Below are 23,997 nucleotides of genomic sequence, written 5' to 3'. Positions count from 1 at the left end.
GTCTTGACCCCATGGTTTTCCTGATGATTCATTCTTCTCTTATATAGCTTCTAAAACAACGCTTCTCTTACTCTTTCTTCCATGAACCACCTTCTGATAAAGAGGTTTTCCAGAGAGGAAGGCATCTTCCGGATTCTCTTGATAAGCTGGCCCCAGCGCAGACTCTTTTATCCTCTGAAGACCTTGCGCCTTCATCTTCTCTGAAAGATAATTCTCCTCATATCCTTTTCCTTCCGGGCGAAGTTCTGACTTTTTCACCTCAGCATAAAGAGACGCCCCCACGTAGTCTCCTTCCTCTTTCAAAAGAGGAAGCACTGGAGTAAGAAGACACTTTCCCGTTTCTTTCTCAAAGTTTCGTACCATACCAAAATCCACCACAAGATCCACACTCTGATTTTTCAGTGGAAGCTGGTCATAGTCGCAGCAGAGAAAGAGAAACTTCTCATGCTTTGCATAGCATTCTAGATTCCGTTTCAGCTGAAGAATTCTCTCTAAGTCATAGTCCACCAGAATATAGGTGGTTTCCTCCCGAAGCTCTTTCAGATACTGCTGAAGGAAAAAGCCCACACAGTTGTTCAGCTCCATCATATAAGGAAGGGGCTTCTTCACCTCTTCGATGCGCTCCATCATAAGGCCCATGGTCTGATAGAGATGATTGATGTAGGTATGGCTAGATTTTTGAAGAAACTCCTCTTTGGTCTGCATTTTCCTGCCACAGTTCATCTTTGTCCGGACAGAAGGCTCATAGACAAAGACCCCTGCACTGACCTTGGCCACATAGCCACAGCCGCACAAAAAGTCCCCTTCCACCACCATATGATCCACCAGATCGCCTCTTTTTAGAGGAAGCTTTTCCCCGCAGGCGGGACAGGCAAGGATGGAGAGGGCTTCTAAAGGAATCCCCAGCACCCGGTCCTTCTTCTCTTCCTTTTCCACTTCGTCGATGCGTTCATGAAGGATCCTCTCCAGGCTTTCGGCTTTTTTCCGCATGGCAAAAGCCTCTTCCTGCTGAGCTCTTAAATGCCTCAGATACTTCTGTCTGTAGAGAGCTGAGTCCTCACCGCTGAGCCTTTTAAGGGTCATGAGCTCCAGTATGGCACTGAGGGAAAACTGAAGTCCTTTCAGCATTTTGATGGTCTCCAGATCTTCTCCGTCAGAAGAAGTGAAGTAATACTGCTCCCCCCGCTTATGGGCCACTAGTAGCCCCTTTTCCAGGTAAAAACGCACTGCATCCTGCGTCACCTGATGTTTTTTAGAAAATGCCCCAATTCTCATCTCTTTCCCCCACTGTATCTGTTCGTCTAGAAATATATCATTTCTATTCTACCTTACTGTGAAAGATGTGACAATTCAAAGGTGAACCCTTTTAGATGGATCCTTCCTCAGATTCCACTTTCTGTTTTCTTTGACAAAATTAAACAATGCCATTCTTTTGATACGTTTCCTCTTCTCTCCTAAAGTACGCTAAAGCTATGAACCTGTGTGCGTATGAAGATCCCATACAGTAACAGAGAAAACCACGAATGTGCAGTGAGGTGAACATAGATGAAAGGAAAGATCCTTCTTCTGGAAGATGAACTGAGAATTGCGGAAGCCATAGCCTATGGCCTGGAAAAAGAAGGTCTCACGGTAAGGATGCTTCATACAGGACAAGGCGCTCTAAAAGCCATCGAGGACTTTCAGCCCGATGTGCTGCTTCTCGATGTGATGCTGCCGGGTATGGACGGTTTTGAGATCCTCAAAAGGCTTTCCTATGAGAAGTCTTTCGGAGTCCTCATGCTCACCGCCAAGGGAGAAATCATTGACAAGGTGCTGGGGCTGGAGCTGGGCGCCGATGACTATATGACAAAACCCTTTGACATGAGAGAGCTTCTCGCCAGAGTAAAATCTCTATTAAGGCGGGTGGAGGAAATAAAGAGTCAGGAAAAGGATCCTTCCTTCATTGAAATCCGGGGTGTCAAGTTCTACCCTGAGGAGCGGAAAGTCTATGCAGGAGAGAATCTTCTAGAGCTCACACCTAAGGAGTATGATCTTCTTTCTACCCTCTTTCTTCATCCGGACCGGGTGTATGAAAGGGAGCAGCTGCTGGACCTCATCTGGGGCATGGACTACATTGGCGGCACCAGGACCGTGGACCTTCATGTGGGAAGGCTCCGGAAGAAACTGGGTCCTCATTTTTCTGATGTCATTGAAACCAAGCACGGTGTGGGGTATAAGGTTTCAGGTGGCAGCTTATGAGAAGCAGCATCAAAATGAAATTCAGCTTGTTTCTCCTGATTCTACTTCTCCTCACGGTCCTTCTTCTTCGGATCTTCATTCTGGAGGGCATCCGGGAGAATCAGAAAAGAGAGTATGAAAGCTATCTGAAGCAGCAGACGGATCTTTCCGAAGCTTATCTTCGGCAAAGCTTTCTCTCCAGTGAGGAGCTTCTGCCTGAAGTGTTTCTGAAAAAAACTGCTGCGGAGCTTACAGAGAATCTTTCAAGCTATACCGGTCAGGAAACGGCTCTCTTTTCCTTAGAGGGCACCTTGCTCAGTCCCAGAAAGGAGACGTTGAATGAGGAAACCCTGAAGGAGCTTCTGCCTTTGGCTTTGGAAGGAAAGACTCTGTACCGGGCAAAGGGGGATGATCTTTTCTACCTGACCCCTTTAAGGCTTCAGAATCAGCGGGTGGGGATCCTGGCCTTCTATTATTCCTTACGGAATGAAAACAGCTTCTATGAAAGCACCGCCAGCCGCTTTCTCTATGTGGGCGCCCTGGTGTTTCTTGTATCGTTTCTTGCAGCGTATCTCTATTTCAGATCCTATGCTACAGACATTGTAAAACTGAATGAGGCTGTGGAAAAGATAGAGACTGGATCCTATGACTTTACCGTTTCCAGAAGAAACGATGAGATCGGCTCTCTCAGCCAGGGAGTCTATCATATGGGACAAAAGATCAAAGCCACACTAAAAGACATGCAGGAGGAAGAAAAGAAGCTTACAGAAGCGGTGGAGAAACTGGAAGTCCTGGGGAAACAGCAAAAAGAATTCATCGGCGCTGTCACCCATGAGTTCAAAACCCCGCTGACCTCTGTCCGGGCGTACCTGGATCTTCTTTCCATGTATCCGGAAGATCCTGTGCTTCTACAGAAGGCCCTTCCTGCCATAGAAGAGGAGACCAGAAGGCTCTATGACATGGTGGAGAAAACCCTGGAACTTTCAAAGCTGGAGCATTATGAGCCTCATACCGCCCTCTCCCCTTTGAAGCTCTCTGTGCTTGTGGAGGAGGTTCTCCACAGCCTGAAGGGAAAAATTGAGAAGTATGATCTCACGCTTAGTAAAGAGGTGGAAGAAGTGGAAATCCTAGGTGACCGGGAAGCTCTCCTCATTGTTCTCATGAATCTACTGGACAATGCCATCAAATACAATAAGCCCCAAGGAAAGATCTTCCTCCGGATTTATCCAGAAGAGCATTTGGGCATCCTTCAGCTGGAGGATACGGGCATCGGCATCCCCATGGATCTCTCCCAGAGGATCTTTGATCCCTTCTACACCGTAGACAAAAACCGCTCCCGGGAAACTGGCGGAGTGGGCCTTGGTCTTTCTCTTGCCAAGAAGTACACGGAGCTTCAGGGCGGCACCCTGACGCTTCTTACTTCCTCAGAAGAGGGTACCGCCTTTAAGCTTTCTTTCCCTTTGGCGCCGGAATCCGATGGATGACCCTTTGTTCATTTATTGTTTTCATTTGAGTGAACCATGGATACAATCGGATATTCTATAGAAACATCCGGCGGGTATGATGAGGGTAATCAAAAAAGGAGGTACCAATCATGAAAAGAAAAAATATCGCACTTACACTACTTGCAGCAATGGTACTGACAGCTGTTACCGGTTGTGCCAGCGGAAAAACGCCTGATGCTTCTCCAGGGGAGAAGCCAGGGGAAGATATCGTGATCATCGGAGAAGAAGGAGAAGAAACGCCAGAAGAAATTTCGGTGAAATCCATTGAAGCCCTGAAGGGCATGGAAATCACTGGTTGGCTCAACGAACATACCGTGATTCTTTCCAAGGAGAATACGGACCTTCCGAAACTTTCACTGGAGGATCTCAAGGACTTCCATCCTAGAAGCCTCTACACCTATGACTTGAACACGACAGAATTCACTCTTTTCCAAGGTCAGAAAGACTTCAATCTTTGGGGAGGCGAACTTTCAAAAGATAGGAAGAGCCTCTTCTATTATGAGTACACTTTAGGAGATCCGGCTTACTTCGTGATGCTAGTGGCATCCACAAATGGAGCAGGCACCCTTATTGAGGAAGCTATGAGCGGAGAATGGACATCAGAGAACGTACTCATCGGACCATCCTATAAAGGTGGGGTCTATCTGAAGTCTCCTGCAGGAGCTGTGGAGCACATTGCGGAGCTGAAGGAGATGAATGTGGTTCATGCGGTGCAGATTAAAGATGCCGTAATCTTTGTGGAAATCAGCTCTACTTCTCTTAAGAAGTTTGATCTGAATACGAGAGAGATTGCCACCCTTCCTCTGGAAAATGTCTACAGTATTCTTCCTTCTCCAAGCGGCACCCATTTCACAGCCATTGTCAGCGATGGCGCGAAAAGCACTTTGGTCTTAAGTGATGCTGATGCTTCCACCAGAACCGTTTTGGCTGAAGGCATTTCCATCAGTGCAGTGGCCTGGTCCGAGGATCAGCGGATGATTTCCTACTATCTGAAGAAGGACGTCAATGGTGCATCCAATGAAGGACTCTATGTGTATGATCTTCTTTCCGGCACCACCACCGTGGTGGCTGTGGATGGAGAAATCCAGAGAAGCGTCTTCAGCCCCTCTGGAGAACAGCTTTCTTACACCAAGTACACAGGTACTGGTGCTGACAGCACCATTCTCACACTGACCCTTCCTGCAAAGAAGTAAACTTATCTCTATAGTAGGAGGAGCATCAGACACTCCATTAAGCGCATTTTCTTACAAGACGAACCTTTCGGGGTTCTTCTTTTTTCATTACACCAGGCTCTTCCACGGACTCCTTCCAGAACTTACCGCGGATGAATTTCCTGCTGTTTTCTGGTATGATTTTGGTAAATGGTGTCCAAGTTTTACATTCTAGCCCTTAAGGGGGTCAATATTCAATGTGAATCCTGGGCAAATCTACTTCCATGCACACACACTGGAGGCTTTATGCTTAGTATTATGATCGTTACCTCAAAAACTGTGCTTCCCTCTTATTATGAGAGTGCGTCCAAAGAGTATATAAAAAGACTGAAGAGATACTGCACGCTATCTCTTCAGCCTTATGATGAATCTATTTCTTTAGAAAATCTCCTCTCCGGATACCATACCATTCAGGTCTCTACCAAAGGACTGCCTAAAGATTCTGTGGAGTTTTCCGAGCATCTTCAGGAGCTGTCTCTTGGTGGCAGTTCTAAGGTTGCATTTCTACTGGATGTTCCGTTTGATTCGGATGATTCAATGAGGTTGTCTTCGCTGTCCTTAAGTCCTGAGCTTTCTTTTGTCTGTATGCTAGAGCAGCTTTATCGGGCGTTTCGGATTTGGAATCATGAGCCGTATCATAAGTAAATATGGTTAAGAATTATCCCCTACTTCAATAGAGGGTCTTAATTTAAGGGAATGAATTATGATACTCAGAATATTCAAAGCACTCTCTTTCTATCATCTATTACAACACTATGGAGTTTCAACTGGTGGGACTATGCTATCTATTGAATCACTCTCTGCAGGTAAATCGATCCACTCAATCTTATACTCAATATTAAGGTACTTTCCTAGATTCATCACATATCCTTCTAAGAGCATCTTCACTCTATCCCTTGCACTTTTCATTAGTGAGGTATCCTGCATTGCCGTATCAAGCATATTTTGTTCGGCCTCAGCAAACGCTATGCTCTCATCTTGAGCAGTAACTTTGGCAGATCCATCCTCAACTATAAATGCATCTTCAGTGAGTGATTTAGGGTCTACTTCATGATCTAGAATCTTAGCTGCTGGCAAATAGATTTTAACATCAGTATTATTAACCTCTATCATCAGCTTTGAAGCATCAATCCCTAACTCCACTACTCCATTATATTCTATCCAAAAACGTTTATCTTTCTTCCAGAACAAAAACCCAGATACATCTTCCTCTTCGAATTTCGCTACATTATTGTAATAACATTCCATCACTGCAAGTTCGGCAATAGCTCTCATTTGTGATGCCTCTAAGACATCCTTAGACTTCTCAGGCACACCACATGAAGTCAGCACGAGTGTGCAAAGTATGAGAACAGTTCTCTTAGCTAACTTGTGAACTCTCATCATTTTTCTCCTCCAACAACAACTTCAAAACTGTACTTACTGTCTAATGAAGATAGAAATGGTCTTACAAGCGCTACCATTACATTCTTAGCATTCTCTTCTGCAAGCTGAAACATATCTGTATTTTGATTACTTTCAACTATTGCGTCGTCTATACATGCCTGATATGCTTCTGCGCTAACAGAACTGTTGTTAATCTTCTTATTCTGGAAAATATAATCAAGTGTAGTGATATCCACGATGGGGTCTAACATTTTCATCTCTGGCAATATTAATGTTATTGCTTTACTTTGGTCATCTATCTCAATGATACAATCTTTAGGGTCAAATCCTGCATTCACTTTTGCATTATATGATACATAATAATCAATTTTTTCAGGATTCTTTTTGTTGTAAATTTCTGCAACTCCATTATATACAGCTTGATAAATTGAAAGCTCTTCGATATGAATGATCTCTTCTAATGTTGAACGTGTTACGATTTCCGCTTTCTTCTCCTCTTTTCCAAGAAGTTTGGGGCCGATGATTAGACTAGCAGCTATAACCAGAACCGCTACTATTACAATAATGATTTTGCTTCTTTTCCCATTCATAATAACTCTCCTTCTTATTACTTATTAAGTCAGTGACATTTCCAATATTAGTCAACCCTTTTGAATTTTCCAAGTCAATTTGACTATTACCTCCTCTAATAATGGGTCTGTTATTTTTGCGGGTTTAAATACTCTCATATCTCTATTTATCCAAGTGCGAAATCCCAGAACTCAAAAATGGTTTTTTTGAAGATACCACTATGCCTAATATCAAATTAAGAATACAAAAACCATGACTTTCTATTTTTCATGTTGTCCAAGAAAATATTCATAGCAATTTAGAGATTTCTAATGAAGTACTTAAAGGATCACTTTTCAAATCCACAGAGTGAACAAACACCTGATATTCTCCTTGAACATCTTTAAGCACAATTGTCTGTTTAATAGGTTGAACTTCATCAAATGATGGGTAGATTAGTGCAACTTTATCCACCCCATAGATTCTTGAATATGCATATACCTGATACAAATCAGAACTATTAATATTTTTATACGTTCCATTTTCATAACCAGGATTTTTATACTTCGCATCTACGACAACAGCTGTTTTACCGTCTTTTTCCAGTATAATATCCGGTCTAACCATCATCAAAGAATCTCCCGAATCAGAATATGCAAATCGATGTTTATTCTGATACCGTACCTGATATTTACCGTTTTCTTGAAAGAGCTTATAAAGATACTGTTCAAACAGCTCGTTAACGGGTACCAAAAAGGAGAATACAGACTCCTCCCCTTCATAATTCTGTGGTTGAAGGTTCAGAAAGAACATCCTCCCCATTTCGTAAACTGTTTTAAAGTCTTTGTTTAGCCTGGTAAATCTTACAGAGTTCAGAAGATTTAGGGACAGATCAATTTTTCTAGCATCTTCAAGAAAAAGCAGGGCTTTCTTAAGTTTCGCTCTTATTGCCTTACTCTTTGAAACGCTTAATAATCTCAGTATTACTGTTTTTACTACATTATTAATGACATTGTCCTGTTCAAAACTCTGATAGCTGATGAAATGTTTGTCTTTTCTAATGAGATTCTCTCTAATCGTCTCGGGTACTTTTATTTTCCCTCTAATAATTGAGGAGTTCTCATCAATCTCAATATACTCTCGATGCATTCTTGATGAATATGTCCAAAAAACTTTATCAGCAAAAATCTCAATAAATATCTCTAAGAGATCCTGTTCCAATAACTTGGAATCAATCTTTTCTGGCAGCTGTAGCACCTTATTAAATGATGAATACCTGATCATTTTATATAGAACAGCCATGGATTCTTTTATCTCTTCATCGTTTGAAATCCCGCTTTTCTCATAGATTTTAGGCAATATCTGTACACATGTATTCCCCTTAGAGATAAACCCCACATAATGCATAATCTGCAAGGAACCATCCATATCCAATCTAAGATTACGCTTTCCAATGATAGAGCGCATTTGATCAAGATCATGAATTTGTTCCTGACTCAATGATACTTTCGTTGCACGGTCCTCAAATATCGTTATTACTGAGTTTTTCATCCTTGGAATTCCTTCCCATAAATATCCATAAGAGCACTCTCAAACTCTGAGATGCCATTGTTATTGGGGGCTAGGCTTAGAAGGGCAATTTCGCCTGTCTTTTTATTGATAAACTTGCTTCCTACAATATCCTCCACTTGAGAAATATCATTGTAAAAATACTCCATTAGGAGAGGCATGATCTTGTAATACCAAACATAGTGAAGGTCTTCTTTTGTAATTAAATCTTCCCCCATAAAATAGCTGTGTCCGATTCTGTGATCGCGGTCTATCTTTTCTACAATTCTCTGGTTGAGTGCAGTAAGAAGTTTAGATGGTGAGACATTGCCTCCAACAGTGGGTGACACACTTTCTATGAGTTTAGGATCTGGGTTCACTTCCACAAACGCAAATCTTCTTCTGAGTGCTGTGTCAAGAAGAGCAATAGATCTATCACTTGTATTCATTGTCCCGATAATATAGAGATTCTTTGGTAGTGTAAACTCTTGTGATGAGTAGGGTAAATGACATGAAAGCACTTCCCGTTTGTCTTTCTCGATCAAAGTGATGAGCTCACCAAATATCTTTGCAATATTCCCTCTGTTGATCTCATCGATAATCAAATAATAAGGCTTTACAGGTGTCTCCACATCATCCTCATCTTCAATAAGCTTAAGTGCATCTGCAGCGGAGATTTTTAGCTCGTATAAGGACGATAATGTCATCTGCTTTTCCTGATTGAGATTATAAATATCCACCGGATTCTTCTCAAAGTTACCGATCCACTCTACTTTCCTTCGATGTCTGTATTTAATACCGTCATCCACATAAAGATAGTCGGATACTACCACGCCAATGAGTCTAATGGTTCTAAGAGAATTGAATATAAAGACAAGATCTCCTATTTGCATTTTACTTCGAAGAGTTTTGAGCATCCCCGATGGATCTGCACCATCAATAACTTCATCGGTCCATTCTTCAATACTCTCAGTTGGAGCAGATCCAATGGCAATCTGGTTCAAATCCCTCAGTCTATCATATACATCTTCTTCAATATTTTTTCTTCCCAGTGAAACTTTCCATACTTTACTCTCTCCTGTAGTGTGAGCTAAAGCTTCTTTCTGGAAACTTTGCTTCTTCTCTTCTACTCTGCAATCTTCCGCAAGTCTTTTCAGTACTCCTGGTTTGATATCGTACCTGATATTTCCTGCCTCATCTGTAACCGGACGAAGTCCTTCTACAAACTCTTCATAAGAAAAGGCTTGATGGAAAGTAATAAACCTTAGTCTACCTTCATCTTTCACCTGATGAAACGACGACTTGTATCCTAACTTCTCTTCAAACGCTTCAATAATTTTCATAGCCCCATAGGTCTTTCCAGTACCAGGTGGTCCATAAAGTATGATGTTAGGATTAAGCTCTAAGAGCTTCGCATAGGTCTCATACTCTGAAAGGTCATTTGACTCATCAGGATCAACCACATCAGCTGGAGTCTTTACTCCAGTTTTTGGTTTTACATAGGTCTTTTTTCTGCCCACAATGACATTATCGTAGAGAGCTACCGCATTATCAGCAATAAAATACTTTTCTGATTCAAGAGCACCTATAAGGCTGAGGATGTATTTATACTTTTTAGGTGAATTGTCTTTCGATGGTTTTGCATAATCCAGAAGCTCATGGAGTGTGTATTCCGATTTTCCATGTTCGATTTTATCTTGATAAAGAGTCCATGTTGCTTCATGCCTTTCAAAGGATTTACCGTTATATTCAAGAATATCTTTAATTCTGCCCTCTTTCAGACTGCTGATTATAATACAGATATCCTGCGGCTTCACAAATGTTAGTGAGTTCATCGCTTCCTCAAGAACAATAATGAACTTTCTCTGTGAATTCTCGAAATCAATGTCAGGGATCTCAGGACAGTTTTCTTCAAGACTGATTTCAAAAAAGCCCAATCCTTTTGTGGATTTTACTGTTTTGTTCCAAAGGTTCATATCAGGAATAAAATATTTGCAGTTGGTGATATTGCCAGCGTAGGTAAGATCCTTCGGATATGTTTTTACCACATCAAAGGTTGCATGAATGGATCCTTGCTTTTCTTCAAAGTCCTTGAATTTAAGCAGTTTCCCCACAAAAGTGCCGTGACTTGGTAATACATAATCCCCCTCACTTAGAGTACTGAATACCCCCATATCCTTTTTATCGTCAATTTTATAGTAGTTGTTTTCATACTGAGTTTTAACAGTGAATTTTCCAATAAATAATTTCTGCATTCTACTTACTTTTCCCCTTTACCTTATGAATGATTAATCTATGTCTCTCTAAGCCATTTGAGTTTACACGCACTCGCATTCTACTCTTCCAAAAAATCAATATTCTCCATAGGGAGATACACTTCTCCAACATCTTCCATCATTTCAATCATTATTCCCCTGCCATTTTTATACTGCACCACATTATCTGATTGGGTGCTATATGCACCTAAATCGATATATCTTTCATCCTCAGCTGTTATCATCACAACATAATAATCCTCGTCGTTGACTGGTGAAGAAAAAGTAATTTCAGGATTTACTACATCTACATAATCCTTAATTTCATCATGAACTTGATGAAGCACCTGAAAAATCTCTATAATATCTTCTAAACTGTATACTAATTTTCTTTCTTCGAACTTATTATTTGCATTACGATTATACCTTGTTATAACTAAATCGCTTATTTCTATACCCTCATCAACTTCATAAACACCATCGAAATAAGAATTTATATCTTGTCTTGTTGTGAGGATAGTAGTTATTTCCTTTATACGATTATACTTCTCACGGCTTATTATTTTGTCAAATTCATACCAAAAATAAAAACGCTCAAGATTGAAGACGGTTCCTTCCATGACTTCTTCAATATCCCCAGGGGCTACCATTCCATGATAAAGCTTCCCATTTCTCTTTTCAAAAACATAAAGATTTGCAGTTTCATCGGTCAACTCTTTGCACTTATATACCACATACTCAGAGAGTTTATCACTTAGTAATGCAGAAATTCTCTCAATTCCGAAGGGATAGAAATAAAATGCCATAGCATCATACTCCATATTGAGAGTAATATTCTCATATTCTCTCATGTTCTGAAGAGCATATTCAGCTACTTCTTTAGTCCTGCAATTACCGCGTATTTCTGTCTTATACTCTTTAGTTCCACTCTTCTCTTTATTAATCAAAATGTGTAAGTCGTCTAGATATACATCAATAGACAGTTCTCCGAGACTTTCAATCCTAACCCCATTCATTAAATCCATAATATATCTTTGTACAGATTCTAAAAAAGCTAGTGTGTTCAAATTTTCATTTTTCACCTTTATAATTTCGGAGTTAAATCTATAGTACGACATACTTTATCTCCTTCTTCACGTAATTTTATGTGCTATTCCAAACTGCTTCTCCAAAGAACATAAGTAACTTATACTCAAGTATCCTCTTTAAAAAAGCGTTAAAATCTCAGATTGAACAACCATTCCTGTCCCCATATCCAGTTCATACCGAGTTGTTGGATACGCCATCCAGTACATCCTATTTAGTTCTCTTTCATGAAAAAACTTACTCAGAAAGCCTTCCAGTCCCTCTTCATCATCATTCCACATGATTTTCCGCGGTCCGTCCATCTCCCCTTCATGATCTTTCCATACCATGACCGGTTCAGAGTCAATGTAGTTTCTTAGCTCAGCAAACACGGCCTCTTTTCCACTGGCATCTGCTGCATGATACCTCTCATAGTAATCTTCAAGGATTGGATTGTCCTCAAAAGGAATCCATGATGCAGAATCTCCATTGCCATACTTGATGTTTTTGACAGCAACACTATTAAGGTTGTTTAACGTTGGATACTCACTCATCAGCACTTCCTTACAAGAATTGAAATATTCGTCCAAATCCTCCTGCTTGAAGACAATGTCGTCCTCAAAGAACTCCTCCTCATCTGCATGATAAAACTCATCCACATAAAGTCTCTCATAAAGAATGCCCATCAGTTCCTCTATATCCTTAATCTGGGAAATTCTCTTTTTTTCATTGTCGCCATAATAAAACCCTTCTTCATCACTAGGTATATGCAGCTCTATTCCAGATGCTTCTTCTGGATGTACCAGGAACTGGATGGTTTGAGTATCTCCTTCTAATGGAATACAGTCAATCTCCACAATATAACTGGCACTGGATGAGTTCGTCACAAAATCTGTTCGGTATTTCATTTCTAAACCCCCTCGATGCTTCGCATTTGATCATTACAGAGTACAATCTCAGGCATCAGTGGACACCCTCCGAGACATAAGGATTTCTTGGAGCAAAGCTTACAGGAACTCTTTAAGATCCTTCTAAACTTCTCAAAAGCATTGCTGTTCCAGGCTTCTTCAATGGTCATTTCTCTAAGGTCAACACTATACTTTCCCCTAACATCAAAACTGCAGGGCACCATGTTCATCTCTGCACTGATATAGCAGCTGAAGCGTCCTCCTTCACAGGTGTCCAGTGATTCTGGAACAATTCTTTTGCATCTCTGAATCGCTCCAGGCACTGTGCAGCTGTCCATCCCCACTTTGAAAGGATGAGGATGCTCGATGAGTCTAAAAAACTCATCAAGCTTAGAATCATAAGCATCTAGCACGTTTTCTCCAGTGCCTTGCCCTGCCGGTTTATGAAGAAGAAAGATTACAGCGTTGATTCCTTTGGGGAAATCACTATTCTTCAGTCTTACGACGGCTTCCTCTATCGTATGCTTTCCTAGTACATAGTGGACATTGGTCTTTACCCCAGCGTCTAGTAATGTATCAATGGCTTTTATGGTATAAGGACTGCGGTACCAGCTTACAGCAACAGCACCGCAGTATTTCTTTGAAAGCTTCGCAATCCTTTCATTCATACCATATCCAGAGGTAGTATAGTTTGGCACCAAACGATTCTCAACAGAAATTCTAAGAATCTCTTCAAAAGCCTCATGCTGATCTGGATCCCCTCTGCCGCCTAATGCCAGCTGATTGCATCGTCCTCGGCTTTGCTCAGCAATATTTCTGAAATTATCCACAGACATGTTGGCTTTCTCCACAAAAAGTCCATTTTGATAACACTCTATGCCTGCCTTTATACATAGGCCTGTCTTTCCATGAACGCAATGCCCCATGATGCCAACATCGATGAGATGAGGATAGGAAGCCATAAAGGGATCTTCTCCTGTGTCTTTTCCTTTTTCATCCAAAATACCCGTTCGAACATAGGCTCCGGATTTGGTATTGAATGCTGTTTTGAATTGGTACTTTGTATCGTGAATGATGTACTTCAAGATCTATCCATCCTTCTCATTACTTTTCTAACAGTAGAAATAGTTTTAAACCAGCTTCTCCTCATCCTCATCAAGCTCTACCAACGCAGCAAAGTAGTTCATATGCACCTTACTCATTTTCATCTGATAATCCTTGTTGTCCAGAACCACATCCACAAGGTAGTAATCCCCGCCAAAGCTATCCACTGACTCAGCAAAGGTGTCGCCTTCCAGAACTTTCTGAGCCTCATCTAAAAGTTTGCTGAAATCTCTATTGCCACTATACTTTGCCATGGTATAGCAGTTGGGGCATAACCCGAGAATATTGAATGGTCTATCGTAAAACCATGCACCTTCTTTTCTCTCCTGAATATGATAGACGCTGATCCACTTCTTCCCAGAATCAAAGATAATCTGATTTCCACAGACCTGGCATCTACAGTCATATTCAGCTTCTAGGAATGCCTTGGGTTCAATACTGTCTCTGTCGATCAGCTTTTCATCCTCATCCAGTTCTTTGCCCTTATAAACTTTTCTTTTCTTCTTGATAATACTTAGTTTTTTCTTGTACACTTCAGGTCCTTCCTCCAGTGAGGATGCTATTTTCTCCACAAGGGTTTCTCGTATTTTCTCCTCTTCGTCTGGATCAGGTCCCAACCTCCAGTTGGCAAGACCTTTTTCTTCACTGCTTGAAGCACTTCCAGCAAGTTTGTCCTTCATAGTAGAAACCAGAGTGTTCACATTCTGGATTACCGCGATGTCTTCTTTCTTCGCTGTTTTATCTCTAAAATCATTTCTCTCTTTATCCTTCACCACTTCTTGTTCAGTGTATCCATTGAAGTCATCTGCTCCATTTTTTGAGTTTTCATGCTTCTCCGACTCATCACTTTTTTGAGCCTCTCGAGCACTATTTTCATAAGCTCTTTGTTCTCTTTCTATAGCTCTTTTGATTTCCAGAAGATCCCGTTCGATATTCCTTTTTGGTGCGAACTCCACCATCAGAAGAACATACATGATAATTTCGTATTCATTTGATGTTTTCTTCAAAACAATTTTCTTTTCAGATGAATAAACATATGGCAGCTTCACTTCATAAGAAATCCCTGAGCCTTTCTCCTCTCTATAAGCAGATGTTCCTAGTATCACATGAGAAAGCACTTTATTGATACCACCAAACAGTTTCAGCTTACTGTCTAGCCTTGCAATCTCCTTTTTCTCAAAAAGCTCCACATAGCTCTGAAGAACTTGCTCACTCTTCTCATAAAAACCACTGCTGAGGACTTCTTTTTCATTGATTTGAAGATTGCCAAAACTATCAGGCAGGATGAATCCTATTTCTCCTGCTGCCTTATACAGAAGACTCTTATCTGATTTAATCAGTTCTTCAGGAATCAGAATGCTTCGGATATGGTTTCGTTCGAAGGTCTGATGAAGATCTACATCACCAAGAACTAGAATTGGTGTGATCTTGTCTTCCACCATAGAGCTGAATTCTTCTATGATGGTCATCTTCTCATTGGCCTTATAGCCACCCCACTCCTGAATAAGGCTCATAAATCCTTTCAGAGTTGCATCACTGCATACCGTATCCTGAACCATTGCCAAGACAAAGCCCTTATAAGATTCTATGGTGCCTCCTTTTGTAAGGCCATAGCGCTCTCCGAGCTTTTTACCTGCTTCTCCATACTGTTCTTCAATCAGCGGCTCTTCATTCAAACTGATTTTCCCAAGCTTGAATCTGCTCAGATTGATCATTCTACCTGTATTTTTATTGAGTATCCGGATTTCATCATGGGCAATATTGAGGTCTATCAGGTGCGAAATGAAATCAATGATGTCCTCATGCCGATTCTCACTTATATCTTTCCATAATACATCCAGATGATGATATGTGATATGAGGCACCTCCAGAGTCTCCAGATACAGACTCTCATAGGAAAGCTGAGGATAATGAGCCTCTTCTCGGTGAACACCATTTAGGTAATCATAAAGATAATGGAGTCTCTTATCCTTAAGAATTGGAAGTATAAACGCGTCTGAAGAGCGTACTATTTTCCCATCAGATTTAATCAGAGGTATCTCCGATTTATCTACACCCGACCAATCATTCTCCTTAATCTGTACACATCTTTTCTCATTTCGCATATATTTGACCAGGAAATACCCTGGAAATGCTGTCCCCTTGTAATAATAGGAGTAGTCATTGATTTCATTTTTCTTAAAGTTTTCCAACCATAGAGAATACAAGTATCTTTCATACTCTTTTGTAACTTCACCTTGGCTTAAGATTTTCCTGTCCACTTCATCAAGCTCAACTCTCTCCACTGTGACTCTGTTTGATGAGGTATAATCATTTTTGATTCTCTGTCTCCATAAATCATACCTGGCTCGGTCTTCTCTCCTAAAAATGACAACGTCCTTGTATTCTTCTTTTTTAAAATGGAATATAGGTTTATGTCTGATTCCACATTCTAGGAGAAAATCATGGAACAGTACCCGATCCTCTTCTATTCTTGTCCGGTAGTGGGGAAGGATAAGAATCTCTTGAAGTCCAAAATGATCATAAATACTTTCCGTAGCTGAAATCCGCACAAACGTTGGAATCAGAAGGTTTTTCAGCTGATGAGGATGCCCATCCTGCCCATAAAGCCAAACATCATCCATCCCTTCGAAGAGTTTCTTGCTGAATCTTGGTGAAGTAATTTTATTTTTATAATAGTCAAAAAGAGCAAAAAACTTTTTAAACCTATCTTCTGGAGTAAACATAGCCGTACTTTTTAAGTCAGGAACGATGAAATCTGAAAGCACAATTTCGTCAGAAAGTTCTTGGATTCCGAGCTTCTTAAGCAGTGAAAGAAGCGTTTCTGAGAGTCTCATATCCAGCTTTTCATCCTCCGAAAGCGCTTCAAACTCTTCTTCTGAATACTTAGTATTCTTGAGGTAAGACCGGTCTATCAACAATGCGTTTCCTGATAAGATGCTTTTGTCTTCTCTAAGCACATAATAAATCCCCTCATCAGCGCTTACATCAGAGAACCCCTTTCCTTCTAGCGGAAAGATTTTCAGTGTTCTGATGGAGTCAATTTTGCGCTCCATATAACTTTCTCCAGGATTTTTTACCACGGCGTGTTTATTATCAAGAAGCTCGATGATGAACTCATAAAGACTCAAGAGTTTTTCTTTATCTCTCAATAACTCAGAAGGAAGGCCAATATCCGTCAACGCACTCAGAATCTTTGAATCCGTTGCCATGGTAACACCATAGCTTCCAAGTTTTTTTCGAAGTTGTGGATGGCTATACCACTCTGGATGAAGGATATATTTCTTCAGATAGTTATCGAACTCTTCTACCAAAAATGGGTATTCCAGAAACAGATTGTTTAGATAATCAGGAAACCCCATAATGTAGTCTGGCTTTCTCCAGAAAGACTCTTCTCCAAGAACTCTAACCCAAGGCTGATCTCGAAGTACCTTTCTAGCCTTTCCAAAAACCTGCTGCAGCTGATCGTTTCCATCCATGGTAGGGATCAGTCTATAAAGCTTCTCCACGGAATCCACCGTCTTGGACCAGTGGGTAATCGCTCTGGCAATGATACTTGGCAGTTCTTCAAGCAAATGTACATTCCATGGATTGTTTTGTGGATCATGCAGTCTTTCTCTGTCTGCCTTTGTAACTCCATCTACTTGCATATATACAGGAATCGGAAGAGAAACCGATGTAGGCAGGTAGCAGAAGAGTCTGCCCTGCTCCTCTAGCTTCGTCTCACTCATGGCAGCTGCAAGCACCACTTTTCTGTCCACACTGCCAAGACTGTTCCCAATCTTTTCCCATCTGGAAGATACAAGTTCTTGACTGAAATGAACATTCTCGCTGTAAAGCAGGAACTCTCTTTCTTCCCCAGTACTAAGAAGGCGAAGAGTCAATCTATCTCCTCTACGGTCTGCTGGGATAATCTCAACTCCATTTTCCTCATAACTTCCTTCACGTTTATCAATGAGAAGGAACTTCGAGATTTTCTGAAGGTAGATGAAGGTTTCTGCTTCTCCGCTGATATATCTTTGCAGTTCCTTGTGAATCTCTTCTGTCACATGAGGATCCGTAAAGCGGATGACCTGCCTTGTACCTGATATCGCTTCAGAACCTTCAACAGCTATAGGTACAATACATTGATCCTTTCCAAGAATAAAATGCCAGGGCCCGCTTTGAATCTCTACCGTTTCAGCCAGGGCAAAGACTGACTTGAATCCGATTCCTTTTTCTCCGATAAAGCTTGATGCATTGTTCTTCTTTGTCTTTTTGGTGGATGCACCCGTATCAGTAATACTAATGATGTCTTCCACGGTAAAACCTGTTTCGTTATAAAACAGCTCCAGACCTTCATCCGTAATATAGAAATGAATTTCTGGAATTTGATCCCCGTACTCTGCATCATCCGCATTCTGAATAAGCTCCATAAGAAAGTGCTTACGATCCTCATAAGTGGTATCACTGAGGATCGTCAAGGAGTTTCTATACCCTTCAATCGCCCAGTCCATTTTTTCTCGTACCACACGAAGCTTCTTTATTGCTTCTGTACCAGGTGTGCTGCGCCGTACATCTTCTAGCACCTTCTTTTTGGCATCTTCTAAATTAATGTTAAACTCCAATATCACTCATCTCCAATCATAAGCAGTGCAATCCCCACCAATGAAACGCTAAGTATCAGGTCATTTTTCTCCTGAAGCTTGTCAATTCTATCCATTGTTCTCTTCTCATCCTTTTCTATTTGTCCATTGACCATGCGTATGAATTCCTCACTTGGACTTCTTCCTGTCCGTTGCGCTGTTCTGATGTGATTATCCAGCCTCTTCTTCAATCTTTCCAGCCGCACTTCATTACCTTTTCTTAAGGAATTCACTTTACTCTCTATGATATATTTGTTCTGTTTCCTTAGCTCTTCCAGCTTTAGCTCCATTTGACGTTCAAGAGCATTACGTGCACTATCCATGTAAGCCTCTAGTGCATAAGGCTCCACTTCAATGGCACTTTTCCCATATGCTTTTTGTCCCAGTATCCTCATAAACGCTGTATAATCAACTTTCTGCACTTCTTCTGATTCTAGGTCTAGAGGAACTGCTGAAAGATTCAGCTCTTTCCTGAAGCCATCAAATTCCACTTCAAAGATTGGAACCAGATACTTTGACTCACGAAGTTCAAAGTCAGCGCTTGTGCCCTTAATCTGAAACACTTTCAGGATTCTTTCATTCTCTTCCATATACTTCAGAATAAATTTCATCCAGTGCCCTGTAGGAGGTAAAAATACAGCGCCAGGTTTTTCCAGTGACTTTTGTCCATTAAACACCACAGGAACCTTCTTCATTCTCTTTAAGAGTGGATGCAGCTCCTCCAATGCATTGGCGCTGCCAGGAAGTTTGGAATATTCTTCAATATCCACAGCTAATGAAGGACTTATTGTAATCTCACAGAAATCCTCTTCCAGCTCTGTAAAAGTACATCCTTCCTGATCTTCAAGAAATACCTTTGTAAGTCTCATGGAATCTACAGGTTTCACAAAATCTGTTGTCGTCATGTTGGCAATGGTATCAGATATTTTATCTTCCCCCAGCAGCTCTGATCTTCCGGTTTCAAATTTCATATTCTCAATTTTTGCTTGGGCGAGGGCATTTTCAATTTCTCTGGTTCTTTTCTCTATCTGCTCTTCCGTTAGTGAGTTTTCAAAGATTCCTTTCTGAAGATCCGCCAGTTGCTGTCCAATGATGGGTTCCATAAATCCAACACTGTCTTCAATGAGCTGAATTCTATCATAGAGAAGATGATATATTTTCTCATCCACCGTATCTTTAAGGTACATATTGGCTATGATGACTTTATCAGCCAATTGCCCGAAACGATCCAGTCTTCCGATACGCTGTTCCACTTTCATGGGATTATAAGGCATGTCATAGTTGATCATCGCCTGACAGAACTGGAAGTCCAGTCCTTCTCCGCCTACTTCACTCGACAAAAGCACATCTAATTCCTTGTTTTTAAAACGCTCCATGATCTCATATCGCCCTTCTACACCATTGGTTGTGGTCAGTGGCACTTCTCCTGAAATAATTTCGGCACGATAGCCCATCTTTTGGAGTCTTTCCTTTAGGTATTTAAGGGTTCTTCTAAAGAAAGAGAACACGATGATCTGCTTATTTTCCAGTTCATCCATCATCCGAGTTACAAGTTCCTCAAACTTATCCATTTTGGTATCTTCATCTGCAAGTTTTTCGCTTTCAGAGATAAGCTCTAGGAAGATTTTCTTCAGCGCAGGGCTTAAGTTCTGAGATACGACCTCATCTTCATCTTCCTCATCAAAAGGATCATCCTCAACAATCTGATCATACGCCACTGCCCACTTCAGATAATCATTCATCGCTGGTATGGAACTCGTAAGCATTCTCATGGGCATATTTGTAATAAAACCTAGTGCAATGGGGTTCCCGCCTCTTTGGAGATAGGCTTCCTGAACTGCATCTATTGTTTTAAGATAGAACGCGTACTCTCTTTCAGTGAGTTCAACGGGAACTTTTATGACTTCTCTCGTGACGCGATGGGACATCGATTCTCTTTTGAGAGTTCTTGTGAAGGAGCTGTCTAATGGACTAAGAGAAGTGAGCACTCGGTCATAATAAGCCACTTCTTCACTGCTAAGGGGCTCATCATGTGTAATCATTCTATGTTCAAGTTCCACTATGCCCTCATGGCTTCTAATGACTTTACCTATGCCCTCAGAAGCCATGGCTTGGATCTCACGAAGCACTTCAGCCTTCGTTTCGGGATCTCTCATGGAGATGAGTCTCCTGATCTTATTCAAAGATTTCACTGGTGCAATAAGCGCTTCAAAGGTCTGCTTGTCGGGAAACAGTGCAGGGTTCAGGATCGTCATTTGATTGAAGAGATCTTCATCTCTCAGGTTCAGGGGCGTGGCACTGAGCATCACCATCATCTGCGTAAGCATACTTATGAGATGACCCACCTGATTGCTTTCCGTACCACTATTTCTCATGTGATGGGCTTCATCTACGATGACCAGCGACCAGATTGGCTCTAATCTTTCTGAAGCCATTTTCTCTAAGTATTTCATGAACTTTTCTGTTCTTAAAAGCTGAATACTGACAATCCCCCATGGATTCTGCATGTGTTTGCTTTCATTGAATATCTTGAACATATTCTCCAGACTTCTGCTGTCGTGAAGGTGGAACTTCAAATTAAAACGCTCTTCCATCTCCTTTATCCATTTGGGACCGAGTACATTGGGACATACAATAAGAACCGGTTGATTGCGATCAATGCGCCCTCTGGCTAAAAGCTCCATAAGCAGTATTCCAGTTTCGATGGTTTTACCAACACCTACTTCATCTGCAATGAATAGCCGTTCTTCGGAACTTGGAGAAATAAACTTCAGAAGGGGTTTGAACTGGTAAGGATTGAAAAGCGTTCTGCTGCCAAGATAACTGTATAAATTTCCTTCTATTGGTTTTTTCAGTCTGAACCAAGTTTCAAAAAGCGCAAGATCATCGCCATCACCAAATAACTTTGCTTCTATACTCTCTATGATTTCATTCTCAGTATCTACATGCGGTTCAAGATATTTTTCAGCGTAAACTCTGGATGCTCCGTCAATCATCAACTTGTATGCATATTCTGAACGTCCTTCAATCACTTTATTGATTGTGCCAATCTTGCCTGAAGTCACCAGTTTCACATTCTGTCCAATTTCAAATCTTGGTTCCATCACTAATCAATAACTCCTTTCATTTCCCCTATCTGCTTCATTTGTATTAAAATGGAAGTTCTATACTACAGGACATACCTCCAAGTATTTTCATCTTTAGATCAAATACAGAAACACCCATTTCATCTTCAGAAAAAACGAGTTCTCTTGCTTTCTCCAATAATGGTACGTCCTATTCTCGTCCCTATAACTAATCTTCTCCCTGATGATTGATCATCCTACTTCGTAAGGCTTCTGGATCGAGAATCTCAATTATCCCTTTAGAAAGAAGTATGAGTTTTTGCTCCTGTAAATAGCTTAGAATTTCCGAATGAAGATGTCCCATATAGTATTCAAAATGAACTTTAGGAATACCTAAGTTTTCCCCTCCCTGGATTTCATAAAGATTCACCAGACCTTCAATCACTGCTTGCTTCTCTGTCTTACCTGAATATTGATTTATTATAGGTTCGATGCCGTATTCTTCCATAAAATCCGCCTCAGTAATCAGTTGGATATTCCAACCACTTTCCTTTAATTCCAAGGCTTTTTTATATTTAACTGTTTCTATCGAATTGAATATCAGCACTTGAGACTTTTTGTTTATGGTGTCCTTAATGATACCCTGTTTCTTCAAAATGAACTGAGCGACTTCCTTCCTGTAGTTGCAATCTGTGAGTACAAATATTATGTCTTTAAAATCAACCATACCAATTCTGTTAGAGCAGTAAGGTTTGTTATTCTCATCTACTAGCACTTCATCATTTTTAATATTTGGTGTTAAGTAATCAACAAGCCGATCCTCACGCTTTCCGAATATATTCTCAAAAGTCTGATACAATTGGCTAATCTTGCTGTGATAAGGTCTTACTTTCTTAGATTCAGGACCATAATATCCTAGAACAACGCCTTCCCCTTCATGTGTAATCATAATTTCTCTAAAAGAATCTTTTTCTCCGGACATTTCAAAAATGAGATTCAGATTCACTGCTTTTACCTTTTCTGGAGCTGTAGTGACAATTTTCTGCAGATACTCCTTTAATACCATTAGCTCTTCATAGGTGAGCCTATAGAACATTCCGAGATCATGGATTTCAAACTCTATTAATTTACTATGCTGCTTTCGTTCTAATTCCAGTCCAAAGGTATTCCTCAGTTCACTCTCTAGACTTAGGATTTCTTTTACTTCCTTTTCATTTACTGTACTGGAGAAACAAAAATATACATTACACACATCCACATTCCAAAGCTTTTTCTGAAACGGAAGAGGTGTCTCCACAGGAGCTATAACACCACTTATTATATTTCCTTCAGACTCATCATATTGATAGATGTGATGTTCAGAATCAAGGTATTCATTGGCCAGGTACTTAACCTTGTGGTTATAACTGCCCTCGAGTAATGAAGCCATCCTATCTACGCCATAAGGATGACCATAAAAAAAGTCACCACTATAGCTCATTTCGATATTAAGATCTCTATAGAATTCAAGATCTTGAATAATATGAATGATTTTGTCAGGATCTTTAGATTTAAGGTCAAACTCAAGCTCCTCACCTTGAAAGCTATCATCAGGTAAGCCTAACTTTAGAATCAACTCATCGCATCGTAAATCAAGTTCAAATCCATCTAGAGACTCAATCTTAACGTTATTGAAAATATCCCGGAGATATTCTTTAACTCCATGAACGACCTTCTTTATCTTCTCATCATCGTTACAAATCACTATTGTTTCCGTAACTCTTCTTCTGTAAGACATAATTCCACCTCCTCAAATCCCAATAGGTCTATCATTGCTTCAAACAAATGAATCAACAGACAAGTTCTCTTCACATCATTCTGCGGGTAATAGACGTAAACTTAAAATGAACTCCCAAATCGGTTTGATATACTTACTCTATCAAATCCAATATCCACTTTTCAGTACAGTTGGTTTTGTTCTAAAAGAGAAAAATACTATTATTAACTTTTTTTAAAGTCACTCTAGTTTATAATGAGCAGCGTTATCTATGTAGTAAGGCTAAGGCATTTACACTTTTCGTAAACGAATACATTGAATTCAAAAAAATTGAGTGCGTATATGCATTGTTAGATACCCACTCTCTTCAATCATCTGTCTCGTATTTCCGTCAAAATCTGTTCCTATCATTTATATTGAGGCATAAGAAAAACTCCTGCTGATTCCAGGCTAAGAATCAGTAAGTGTTAATGACTTTTTATAATGTCCAGAAACTGACGGTGTTTACTGTCCATAAATTGCTGGTAGAAATGGCAAGCTTGATAGGCTTGCCATTTGTTTTAGCTTAATTCTCCATTGATTACGATCTTTACCATATGGTCATCGATAATTCTTTTCCCATTCTGGTATCCATAGATGAGAGAACTGGTACATACCTTGTTTACGAGTCTGGAAGAGCCTCCTGAGAACCGGTAAATTATCTCAATCGCCTCATCCGTAAAGATATCTCGGTCGGTTCCTGCGTAATTTAGGTGACACCTCAAGTACTCGCGTACTTGGGAATGATCCATAGGTTGTATCTT

At 40.5% G+C, this 23,997-nt stretch carries 15 protein-coding genes and 1 pseudogene; 4 read left to right on the top strand and 12 right to left on the bottom strand.

Going from position 1 to position 23,997, the window contains the following annotated elements:
- Nucleotides 1–39: 39 nt before the first annotated feature.
- Nucleotides 40–1,275: a MerR family transcriptional regulator gene (locus BM243_RS06445; RefSeq protein WP_074911583.1), complete on the bottom strand. Its 1,236-nt coding sequence runs from the start codon at nucleotides 1,273–1,275 to the stop codon at nucleotides 40–42.
- A 270-nt stretch (nucleotides 1,276–1,545) separates the two neighbouring features.
- On the opposite strand from BM243_RS06445, the gene BM243_RS06440 reads away from it, so the two are divergent.
- The 4 genes from BM243_RS06440 to BM243_RS06425 all read left to right on the top strand — a co-directional run bounded on the left by BM243_RS06440 (nucleotide 1,546) and on the right by BM243_RS06425 (nucleotide 5,578).
- On the top strand, nucleotides 1,546–2,238 hold the full coding sequence (locus tag BM243_RS06440; RefSeq protein ID WP_074911581.1) for a response regulator transcription factor: 693 nt from the start codon (nucleotides 1,546–1,548) through the stop codon (nucleotides 2,236–2,238).
- The gene (locus BM243_RS06435; RefSeq protein WP_074911579.1) at nucleotides 2,235–3,701 is read left to right on the top strand and encodes a sensor histidine kinase; all 1,467 of its coding nucleotides are present in this window, start codon (nucleotides 2,235–2,237) and stop codon (nucleotides 3,699–3,701) included. The genes BM243_RS06440 and BM243_RS06435 overlap by 4 nt, the downstream gene beginning before the upstream one ends.
- 110 nt (nucleotides 3,702–3,811) lie before the next feature.
- Nucleotides 3,812–4,915, top strand: a complete 1,104-nt coding sequence (locus tag BM243_RS06430; RefSeq protein WP_074911577.1) for a TolB-like translocation protein — start codon at nucleotides 3,812–3,814, stop codon at nucleotides 4,913–4,915.
- A gap of 264 nt (nucleotides 4,916–5,179) precedes the next feature.
- The gene (locus tag BM243_RS06425; protein WP_074911575.1) at nucleotides 5,180–5,578 is read left to right on the top strand and encodes a 23S rRNA (pseudouridine(1915)-N(3))-methyltransferase RlmH; all 399 of its coding nucleotides are present in this window, start codon (nucleotides 5,180–5,182) and stop codon (nucleotides 5,576–5,578) included.
- Nucleotides 5,579–5,686: 108 nt separating this feature from the next.
- Here the strand turns inward: BM243_RS06425 and BM243_RS06420 are convergent, their stop codons facing one another.
- The 11 genes and pseudogenes from BM243_RS06420 to BM243_RS15330 form a co-directional block, all read right to left on the bottom strand.
- Complete coding sequence (locus tag BM243_RS06420) at nucleotides 5,687–6,319, bottom strand: DUF4230 domain-containing protein (RefSeq protein WP_074911573.1); 633 nt, start codon at nucleotides 6,317–6,319, stop codon at nucleotides 5,687–5,689.
- Entirely contained in the window at nucleotides 6,316–6,909 is a 594-nt protein-coding gene (locus tag BM243_RS06415) for a DUF4230 domain-containing protein (protein ID WP_074911571.1), read from the bottom strand. The genes BM243_RS06420 and BM243_RS06415 overlap by 4 nt, the downstream gene beginning before the upstream one ends.
- Before the next feature lie 268 nt (nucleotides 6,910–7,177).
- On the bottom strand, nucleotides 7,178–8,419 hold the full coding sequence (locus tag BM243_RS06410; RefSeq protein ID WP_074911569.1) for an McrC family protein: 1,242 nt from the start codon (nucleotides 8,417–8,419) through the stop codon (nucleotides 7,178–7,180).
- The gene (locus BM243_RS06405; RefSeq protein ID WP_074911568.1) at nucleotides 8,416–10,671 is read right to left on the bottom strand and encodes an AAA family ATPase; all 2,256 of its coding nucleotides are present in this window, start codon (nucleotides 10,669–10,671) and stop codon (nucleotides 8,416–8,418) included. The genes BM243_RS06410 and BM243_RS06405 overlap by 4 nt, the downstream gene beginning before the upstream one ends.
- Before the next feature lie 80 nt (nucleotides 10,672–10,751).
- Complete coding sequence (locus BM243_RS06400; protein ID WP_074911566.1) at nucleotides 10,752–11,789, bottom strand: hypothetical protein; 1,038 nt, start codon at nucleotides 11,787–11,789, stop codon at nucleotides 10,752–10,754.
- 87 nt (nucleotides 11,790–11,876) lie between these two features.
- Nucleotides 11,877–12,644: a hypothetical protein gene (locus tag BM243_RS06395; protein ID WP_074911565.1), complete on the bottom strand. Its 768-nt coding sequence runs from the start codon at nucleotides 12,642–12,644 to the stop codon at nucleotides 11,877–11,879.
- A gap of 2 nt (nucleotides 12,645–12,646) precedes the next feature.
- Complete coding sequence (locus tag BM243_RS06390) at nucleotides 12,647–13,729, bottom strand: radical SAM/SPASM domain-containing protein (protein WP_074911563.1); 1,083 nt, start codon at nucleotides 13,727–13,729, stop codon at nucleotides 12,647–12,649.
- A gap of 45 nt (nucleotides 13,730–13,774) precedes the next feature.
- A complete protein-coding gene (locus BM243_RS06385; RefSeq protein WP_074911561.1) occupies nucleotides 13,775–18,355 on the bottom strand; it encodes a sacsin N-terminal ATP-binding-like domain-containing protein in 4,581 nt (1,526 codons plus the stop codon).
- A gap of 2 nt (nucleotides 18,356–18,357) precedes the next feature.
- A complete protein-coding gene (locus tag BM243_RS06380; protein ID WP_074911749.1) occupies nucleotides 18,358–21,477 on the bottom strand; it encodes a DEAD/DEAH box helicase in 3,120 nt (1,039 codons plus the stop codon).
- A gap of 190 nt (nucleotides 21,478–21,667) precedes the next feature.
- Nucleotides 21,668–23,215: a BRCT domain-containing protein gene (locus BM243_RS06375; RefSeq protein WP_074911559.1), complete on the bottom strand. Its 1,548-nt coding sequence runs from the start codon at nucleotides 23,213–23,215 to the stop codon at nucleotides 21,668–21,670.
- 539 nt (nucleotides 23,216–23,754) lie between these two features.
- A pseudogene (locus tag BM243_RS15330) lies at nucleotides 23,755–23,997 on the bottom strand (AAA family ATPase); the annotation flags it as partial.

The organism is Proteiniclasticum ruminis, assembly GCF_900115135.1.
Lineage (GTDB): Bacteria > Bacillota > Clostridia > Clostridiales > Clostridiaceae > Proteiniclasticum > Proteiniclasticum ruminis_A.
The sequence above is the reverse complement of the archived record's forward strand: the minus strand, read 5'-3'. Positions and strand labels throughout refer to the sequence as shown.

Excerpts from the sequence above, each read along its gene's own strand:
- BM243_RS06425 (WP_074911575.1), top strand. The coding sequence starts at position 5,180 with ATGCTTAGTATTATGATCGTTACCTCAAAAACTGTGCTTCCCTCTTAT.
- BM243_RS06415 (WP_074911571.1), bottom strand. The coding sequence starts at position 6,909 with ATGAATGGGAAAAGAAGCAAAATCATTATTGTAATAGTAGCGGTTCTG.
- BM243_RS06440 (WP_074911581.1), top strand. The coding sequence starts at position 1,546 with ATGAAAGGAAAGATCCTTCTTCTGGAAGATGAACTGAGAATTGCGGAA.
- BM243_RS06375 (WP_074911559.1), bottom strand. The coding sequence starts at position 23,215 with ATGTCTTACAGAAGAAGAGTTACGGAAACAATAGTGATTTGTAACGAT.
- BM243_RS06380 (WP_074911749.1), bottom strand. The coding sequence starts at position 21,477 with ATGGAACCAAGATTTGAAATTGGACAGAATGTGAAACTGGTGACTTCA.
- BM243_RS06410 (WP_074911569.1), bottom strand. The coding sequence starts at position 8,419 with ATGAAAAACTCAGTAATAACGATATTTGAGGACCGTGCAACGAAAGTA.
- BM243_RS06445 (WP_074911583.1), bottom strand. The coding sequence starts at position 1,275 with ATGAGAATTGGGGCATTTTCTAAAAAACATCAGGTGACGCAGGATGCA.
- BM243_RS06420 (WP_074911573.1), bottom strand. The coding sequence starts at position 6,319 with ATGATGAGAGTTCACAAGTTAGCTAAGAGAACTGTTCTCATACTTTGC.
- BM243_RS06395 (WP_074911565.1), bottom strand. The coding sequence starts at position 12,644 with ATGAAATACCGAACAGATTTTGTGACGAACTCATCCAGTGCCAGTTAT.
- BM243_RS06430 (WP_074911577.1), top strand. The coding sequence starts at position 3,812 with ATGAAAAGAAAAAATATCGCACTTACACTACTTGCAGCAATGGTACTG.
- BM243_RS06405 (WP_074911568.1), bottom strand. The coding sequence starts at position 10,671 with ATGCAGAAATTATTTATTGGAAAATTCACTGTTAAAACTCAGTATGAA.
- BM243_RS06400 (WP_074911566.1), bottom strand. The coding sequence starts at position 11,789 with ATGTCGTACTATAGATTTAACTCCGAAATTATAAAGGTGAAAAATGAA.
- BM243_RS06435 (WP_074911579.1), top strand. The coding sequence starts at position 2,235 with ATGAGAAGCAGCATCAAAATGAAATTCAGCTTGTTTCTCCTGATTCTA.